The sequence below is a fragment of the Xanthobacter autotrophicus genome, assembly GCF_030015065.1.
GTDB classification, from domain to species: domain Bacteria; phylum Pseudomonadota; class Alphaproteobacteria; order Rhizobiales; family Xanthobacteraceae; genus Xanthobacter; species Xanthobacter autotrophicus_D.
On sequence record NZ_JAIVFN010000173.1, the window covers coordinates 1 to 6,356 of the forward strand.

The following is a 6,356-nucleotide window of genomic DNA, read 5'->3' on the forward strand; positions in this document are numbered from 1 at the left end:
TCCCCGGCACTCCCGCCCCCTCCCCCGCAAGCAGGAGAGGGGGCGATGGCGCTTGACTCAGACCGAGCCTCAGCCCCTCACGCCCGTTCCAGCAGCCACACATGCTCCATCGCCGGGCACTGGCCCTTGAGGCCGCCCGCCACCGGCACCGCCTCGATCTCCGCCACCATGTAGTCGGCGCCGTAGAGCGCGCGGGTCTCGTCCGGCGCCACGGAAAAGGGCGGGCCAGCCACCAGCGACTGGTCGTACACGAAGCACACAAGCAATTGCGGGGCGGCGTCCGTCAGCGTCACGAGGTGGGGAGCGTAGCGGGCGCGCATGTCTTTCGGCAGGGCGACAAGGGCGGCGCGGTCCCACACCGCATCCACCGGGCCGAGAATGTCGCGGGTGAGCGCGAAGATGTCGCCCTGGAAAATGTCGAGGCCGGGGGCGCTGAAGCGCGTCAGCGCGCCTTCCGCGCTCACCTGCGGCACCACGCCCAGCTCGGCGAACAATTCCTCCACCGCGATGCGGCTCAGTTCCGCGCCGGCCACCCGAAATCCCTCGCCGAGCAGCCAGGCGATGTCCCGCGTCTTGCCGCACAGGGGCACGAAGACGCGTGCGCCCGGCGCCACGGGCAGGCGGGAAAAATGCTTCACCAGGAAGGCGTTGGCCTTGCCCTCATGAAAGCCGATCAGCTTGCCTTCCCACCTCGCGTGCCAGAAATCCGGTTCCATCCGCGGCTCCCCTTGCCTTCATCCTGCCAGATCGCCCATGCCGGCCGCCCGCGCAAGCGTGCGGGACATATGGGCGCGGCCCCGCTTTCACGATATGACTTTCCACACAGTCTTTGCGTGGTCCTCATCGGAGCAGCCCATCGTGACATCCGCCCCCCTCTCGAACTCGACGGCCCACTGGCGCGCGCTGGATGCGGCGCACCACCTCCACCCCTTCTCCGATACCAAGGCGCTGAACGCCGAGGGGGTCCGGGTCATCACGCGGGCCGAGGGGGTCTATGTGTATGACAGCGAGGGCAACCGGATCCTCGACGGCATGTCGGGCCTGTGGTGCTCGCAGGTTGGCCATGGGCGCAAGTCCATCGTGGACGCCATCGCGAGCCAGCTTCACCAGCTCGATTATTACAACACCTTCTTCAAGACCACCCATCCCGGCGCCGCCGAGCTTGCCGCCGCCATCTCGGATGTCGCACCCGCGCACATGAACCACGTGTTCTTCACCTCCGGCGGGTCGGAGGCGGTGGATACGGTGCTGCGCATGGTGCGCCACTATTGGGCGGCGCTGGGCAGGCCGGAAAAGTCCATCTTCATCTCGCGCCGCAACGGCTATCACGGCTCGACCATGGGCGGGGCCTCGCTGGGCGGCATGAAGCCCATGCACGCCCAGGGCGGCCTGCCCATTCCCGGCATCATCCATGTGGCGCAGCCTTACTGGTGGGCCGAGGGCGGCGAGATGGGCCGCGAGGAGTTCGGCCTCTTCGCCGCCCGCGAGGTGGCCCGCGCCATCGACGAGGCGGGGCCCGAAAACGTCGCGGCCTTCATCGGCGAGCCGATCCAGGGGGCGGGCGGCGTCATCATCCCGCCGGCGAACTACTGGCCCGAGGTGGAGAAGATCTGCCGCGAGCGCGACGTTCTTCTGGTGTGCGACGAGGTGATCTGCGGGTTCGGCCGCACCGGGCGATGGTTCGGCGCCGATTTCATGGGGGTGAAGCCGGACCTCGTCACCTTCGCCAAGGGCGTCACCTCCGGCTATTTTCCCCTCGGTGGCGTCATCGTGGGCGACAGGGTGGCGGAAGGCTTCATCGAACACGGCGGCGACTTCAACCACGGCTTCACCTATTCGGGCCATCCCGGCGGCTGCGCGGCGGCGCTTGCCAACCTGAAGATCATGCACGAGGAAAAGCTGGTGGAGCGGGTGCGCGCCGATATCGGGCCGTATCTGCAGGAGCGCTGGCTGAAGCTCGCCGGGCATCCTTTGGTGGGCGAGGCGCGCATGGTGGGCCTCATCGGCGCGCTGGAGCTGACGCCCGAAAAGGCCACCCGCGCCGCCTTCGCCGCCGAGGAGGGCACGGTGGGCCTCATCTGCCGCGACTTCTCGTTCAGGGAAGGGCTGGTGATGCGCGCGGTGCGCGACAGCATGATCCTCGCCCCGCCCTTCACCCTGTCCCACGAGGAGGCGGACGAACTGGTCGCCATCGTCTGGCGGGTGCTGGACCTCACCTATGCGGAATTGCACAAACGCGGGATGATGGTTCCGGTTCCGCGCATCCCGGCGCGCATGTCCCACGCTTCGGCGTGAGCGGCGCGCAAGACTTGCGAAGTGCGCGCCGGGGTCAAACCCTCACGCCACCGGCTTGCTGTCCGCGAAACCGGGGCAGGCGGTGGCGAAGCCTTCGTACCAGGCCACCAGCCTGGGATGGTCCGCCCGCCACTTGCCCTCGAAGCGGAAATCGAACCAGCCCAGCGCGCAGGCGAGCGCGATGTCGCCGACCGTGATGGTTCCGTCGAAGGGGGCGGCATCGGCCTCGAAGGCAGCGAGCGCGCGGGCCTTCTTGCCTTCCTGATGCTCCAGCCACCGGGGCTCGTGCTTCTCCGCCGGACGGAAGCGGCCCTCATAGATCAGCAGGATGCCGGCATCCATCATGCCATCCGCCAGCGCCTCCTTGCGCAGGGCGGCGATGCGCGCCCTGGGGTCGGCGGGCAGGATGCGGCCGCCGCCGGCGCGCATGTCGAGATAGGCGAGGATGACGGAGGAATCGAACAGCACCTGCCCGTCGTCCGTGAGCAGCGCCGGCACCTTGCCGAGGGGGTTCTGGCTGCGCAGGGTATCGTTGGGGTCCAGCGTGTCGGCGGGCTCGATCTCAAGGGTCTGGCCGAGGATCGCGGCGGCGACGCGCACCTTGCGCACGAACGGCGAGGTTGCGGAAAAACGCAGCAGCATGGGGTGGGTCCGGGGCTGAGGAGGGACCCCCCAGATAGCGCGCCGCCCGCGCCGCCGGAAGTCAAAACCCGCGGGCCTCGCCATCAACGGCGTGAATGGGTTGCCCGCGCCCCAGCGGCCGTACTCCGGGCCTGCCGGCCTCAGCCCGTGGCGGTGAGCCAGGAGACGCGGGCGCGTCCCTGCCCGTCGCGGGCCAGCAGCGGGGCGAGGGCGTTGAGCACGGTGCGCATCTCGTCCGCCAGCGTGAACGGCGGATTGACGATGATGAGCCCCGAGCCTGAAAGGGTGTCGAGGCTGCGCACGGTGGCGAAATCCAGCTCCACCCGGAGCGTCTTGGGCAGGCCGAGCTTGGCCACGTCGCGGCGGAAGGCGTCCACCGCGCGCAGGTCCTTGATGGGATACCAGAGCATGAAGATGCCGGTGGCGAAGCGCCGGTAGGCGGCTTCGAGCCCCGTCACCAGGCGCTGGAACTCGCCCGGCTCCTCGAACGGCGGATCCACCAGCACCAGCCCGCGCCGTTCCCGCGGGGGCAGGTGGGCGCTGAGTGCCTGCCAGCCGTCCTGGGGCAGGATCTTCACCCGGGCATCCTCGCCCAGCCGCTTCTCCAGCTTGGCGCGCTCTTCCTTGTGGAGCTCGCAGAACAGGAAGCGGTCCTGCGGGCGCGACAGGGCCAGCGCCAGCGCGGGGGAGCCGGGATAAAGCCGCCGGCCGCCGGCGCGGGTGGCGCGCACCGCGTCGAGATAGGGCTTGAGCAAGGCGGCGGCGGGTTCCGGCAGGGTTCCGGCGAGGTCGGCGGCCAGCACCGCCTCGATGCCGGCCTCCGCCTCCAGCGTGCGCTGGGCGTTGGCGCCGTCGAGGTCGTAGAGGCCCGCGCCCGCATGGGTGTCGAGCACGCGGTAGGCGTTTTCCTTTTTGTCGAGATAGGCGAGCACGCGGGCGAGCGCGGCGTGCTTCATCACGTCGGCGGGGTTGCCCGCATGGAAGGCGTGGCGGTAATTCATGATGCCGGACTGACCCGCCTTACCTGCCGCCGCGCACCGGCGGCATCACCATGCGGGAGAGGCGGCAGGCGCGCCGGTCCACGTCGGGGCAGGTCCGGAAGGCGAGGTCCGGGCTGAGGCAGACCCGCACCTCCGTCAGCCGCCGCCGGTCGCACTGCACCGCGAACATGTCCGGCGACAGGCCGGGATTGGCGGCGCGGAAGGCGCTTTCCACCTCGGCGGGCGACACCATCCTGTAATCGTCGAGCCGGGCGAACTCGGCGGGAATGGCCACCTTCTGGCGCGCCGCGCGGACGAGGGAGAAATAGGCCTCGGGCGACAGGCCGGAGCAGGTGCCGTGCTTCTTCCACTCATAGATGACGAGCCCCCGGCTCGGCATCACGTCCAGCATGCTGTTGACCAGCGGATTGGGCACGTAGGGGGCGGGGCGCTGGCAGTTTTCGGGAAAGCCGCGCTCATATTGGGGCCACAGGCCGTGCACCACGAAGGCATAGGGACGGGTGCGGCTGCACTGGGGCTCGTTGTCCGCCCTGGGGCCCTTGTCCTCGCAATAGGTGGGCGACCACGACAGGGACAGCACGTAGAAATCGAATCGGCCGGGCGCGTGCTCCTGCGCCGCCGCCGGTCCCGTCAGGGCCCCGGCAAGCGCGGTGAGGAGAAGGCCTGCGAACAGCGCGAGGAAGGCCAGGCGCCGCCTCACGGACCCGCCATCTTGCAGGACGGGGCATAGGCGTAGCTGCGGTCGAGGCCCACCACGCACCATTCGACGCCCCAGCTGGCGCCGATGAAGCCGCCATCCTCGATGATGGAATAATAGATGGCGCGCTTGCGGGCGTCGTTGGTGAAGACGGTGCCCTTGCAGTAGCGGCGCGGCTGGTATTCCGGCCCCCACGGGCGGAAGGCGATCTCGTGGACCCTCTCGAAGCCGGTGATGGACAGGGCGGAGGCCCAGTACATCCGCTCGGTCTCGGCGAAGCGGGTGGCGATCAGGTCGAGGGCCTGCTGGTCCTCGCAGGCGGGGACGACGCCGGAATAATTGGGGCCCGAGAGCCAGAAGTTTTTTTCCAGCAGGCTGGCCGCATGGGCGCCCGGCGCGCCGCCGAGGGCGAGGAGCGCAAGGCCAGCCACGGCAGAAGCGACAACCAGAGACATCGAGCGCCTCGCCTTCGCCGCCGCGCTCTGTGCCCGATTCACCATGGTCCTCTCCACTTCCGGCCCCCCGCCCGTGGCGGGCGAACTTGTCGGGGGACGATGCGGCGGCGCTTCCGCGCGGTCAAGGACACGGCGGCAACACCTTGCGAGAAAATTAACACGAAGCGCTTGTCGTGCTCTCGCCGGAAAAGCGCGGCATGTCCGGGAGCGGGCGTTCCCGTTCTTGAATTTAGAGCGCGCGCCGATCAGATTGCATCGCAATCAGACCGGACAGCGCTTTCTCCTTCTTCGCCTTCAGAGGGCGTTTCAGCATCCGCCGGCCGACCGGGAGAGGTCATGTCGCAGTCCCGCTTCGCCAGCCCGCCGCCGCCCGCCGCCGTCGCGGCGCCCCGCTTCGCCTCGGGACGCGAGGCGGCGCTGGAGCTGAGGCCGGACCAGCCGGTCTATTGCTTCCGCCCCCATGTGCTGGCCGCCGACGCCCGCGCCTTCCTCGACGCCTTTCCCGGCAAGACCGCCTATGCGGTGAAGACCAATGGCGAGCCCATGGTGCTGGACGTGCTGGCCGGGGCCGGTATTTCCGCCTTCGACGTGGCCAGCCCCGCCGAGTTCGCCGCCGCCCGCACCGCGGCGCCGGGGGCGGAACTGCTCTACATGCACCCGGTGAAGGCGCAGTCGGACATCCGCCTCGCGCTGGAGCAGTACCGCATCCGCGCCACCGCCCTCGACCACGAGGACGAGGTGGCCAAGATCGTGCGCATCGTGCGCGCGCTGGATCTGGACCCGGCCGACCTCACCCTGTTCGTCCGCATCGCCTCCAAGGGGGATGCGGCCTACGAGCTGTCCAAGAAGTTCGGGGCGGCGCCCGGCCATGCGGCGGAGCTGCTCCAGCGCATCCACGGCATCGGCATCCGATGCGGCCTGTGCTTCCATGTGGGCAGCCAGGTGGAGGACCCGGACACCTATGCCCGCGCGGTGGCGGTGGCGGGGGAGGTGCGCGCGGCCGCCGGCGTGCCCATTGCCGCTTTGGACGTGGGGGGCGGCTTTCCCGCCGCCTATGCCCGCGACCCCCGCCGCCCGGCGCCGCCCATGCCGCCTCTGGGCGACATCGTTTCAGGCCTGATGGGGGCGGTGGAGCGGCACGGCTTTGCCGGCACGCCGCTGGTGGCCGAGCCGGGACGGGTGATCGTGGCGCGGGCCTTCTCGGTCATTGTCCGGGTGCTGCTGAAGAAGGGGCAGCGGCTCTATATCAATGACGGGGTGTGGTCG

7 protein-coding genes are annotated in these 6,356 nt (G+C 69.7%); 2 read left to right on the top strand and 5 right to left on the bottom strand.

Annotation, left to right across the window (positions count from 1 at the left end; translation table 11 throughout):
• Nucleotides 1–77 precede the first annotated feature (77 nt).
• The gene (gene tmpT, locus K9U40_RS21375; protein ID WP_282892134.1) at nucleotides 78–716 is read right to left on the bottom strand and encodes a thiopurine S-methyltransferase; all 639 of its coding nucleotides are present in this window, start codon (nucleotides 714–716) and stop codon (nucleotides 78–80) included.
• Between the two features lie 142 nt (nucleotides 717–858).
• Here tmpT and K9U40_RS21380 point away from each other — a divergent pair, with 142 nt between their 5' ends.
• Complete coding sequence (locus K9U40_RS21380; protein ID WP_282892135.1) at nucleotides 859–2,295, top strand: aspartate aminotransferase family protein; 1,437 nt, start codon at nucleotides 859–861, stop codon at nucleotides 2,293–2,295.
• Between the two features lie 42 nt (nucleotides 2,296–2,337).
• On the opposite strand, the gene K9U40_RS21385 is transcribed toward K9U40_RS21380, so the two are convergent.
• The 4 genes from K9U40_RS21385 to K9U40_RS21400 form a co-directional block, all read right to left on the bottom strand.
• Complete coding sequence (locus K9U40_RS21385) at nucleotides 2,338–2,937, bottom strand: glutathione S-transferase N-terminal domain-containing protein (RefSeq protein ID WP_282892136.1); 600 nt, start codon at nucleotides 2,935–2,937, stop codon at nucleotides 2,338–2,340.
• Between the two features lie 140 nt (nucleotides 2,938–3,077).
• Nucleotides 3,078–3,938, bottom strand: a complete 861-nt coding sequence (locus K9U40_RS21390) for a 23S rRNA (adenine(2030)-N(6))-methyltransferase RlmJ (RefSeq protein WP_282892137.1) — start codon at nucleotides 3,936–3,938, stop codon at nucleotides 3,078–3,080.
• Nucleotides 3,939–3,957: 19 nt separating this feature from the next.
• A complete protein-coding gene (locus K9U40_RS21395) occupies nucleotides 3,958–4,638 on the bottom strand; it encodes a ribonuclease T2 family protein (protein ID WP_282892138.1) in 681 nt (226 codons plus the stop codon).
• Entirely contained in the window at nucleotides 4,635–5,090 is a 456-nt protein-coding gene (locus K9U40_RS21400) for a hypothetical protein (RefSeq protein ID WP_282892139.1), read from the bottom strand. The genes K9U40_RS21395 and K9U40_RS21400 overlap by 4 nt, the downstream gene beginning before the upstream one ends.
• 336 nt (nucleotides 5,091–5,426) lie before the next feature.
• Here K9U40_RS21400 and K9U40_RS21405 point away from each other — a divergent pair.
• A partial coding sequence (locus K9U40_RS21405; protein WP_282892140.1) for an ornithine decarboxylase occupies nucleotides 5,427–6,356 on the top strand: 930 nt, incomplete at its 3' end.

Excerpts from the sequence above, each read along its gene's own strand:
- tmpT (WP_282892134.1), bottom strand. The coding sequence starts at position 716 with ATGGAACCGGATTTCTGGCACGCGAGGTGGGAAGGCAAGCTGATCGGC.
- K9U40_RS21385 (WP_282892136.1), bottom strand. The coding sequence starts at position 2,937 with ATGCTGCTGCGTTTTTCCGCAACCTCGCCGTTCGTGCGCAAGGTGCGC.
- K9U40_RS21390 (WP_282892137.1), bottom strand. The coding sequence starts at position 3,938 with ATGAATTACCGCCACGCCTTCCATGCGGGCAACCCCGCCGACGTGATG.
- K9U40_RS21400 (WP_282892139.1), bottom strand. The coding sequence starts at position 5,090 with ATGTCTCTGGTTGTCGCTTCTGCCGTGGCTGGCCTTGCGCTCCTCGCC.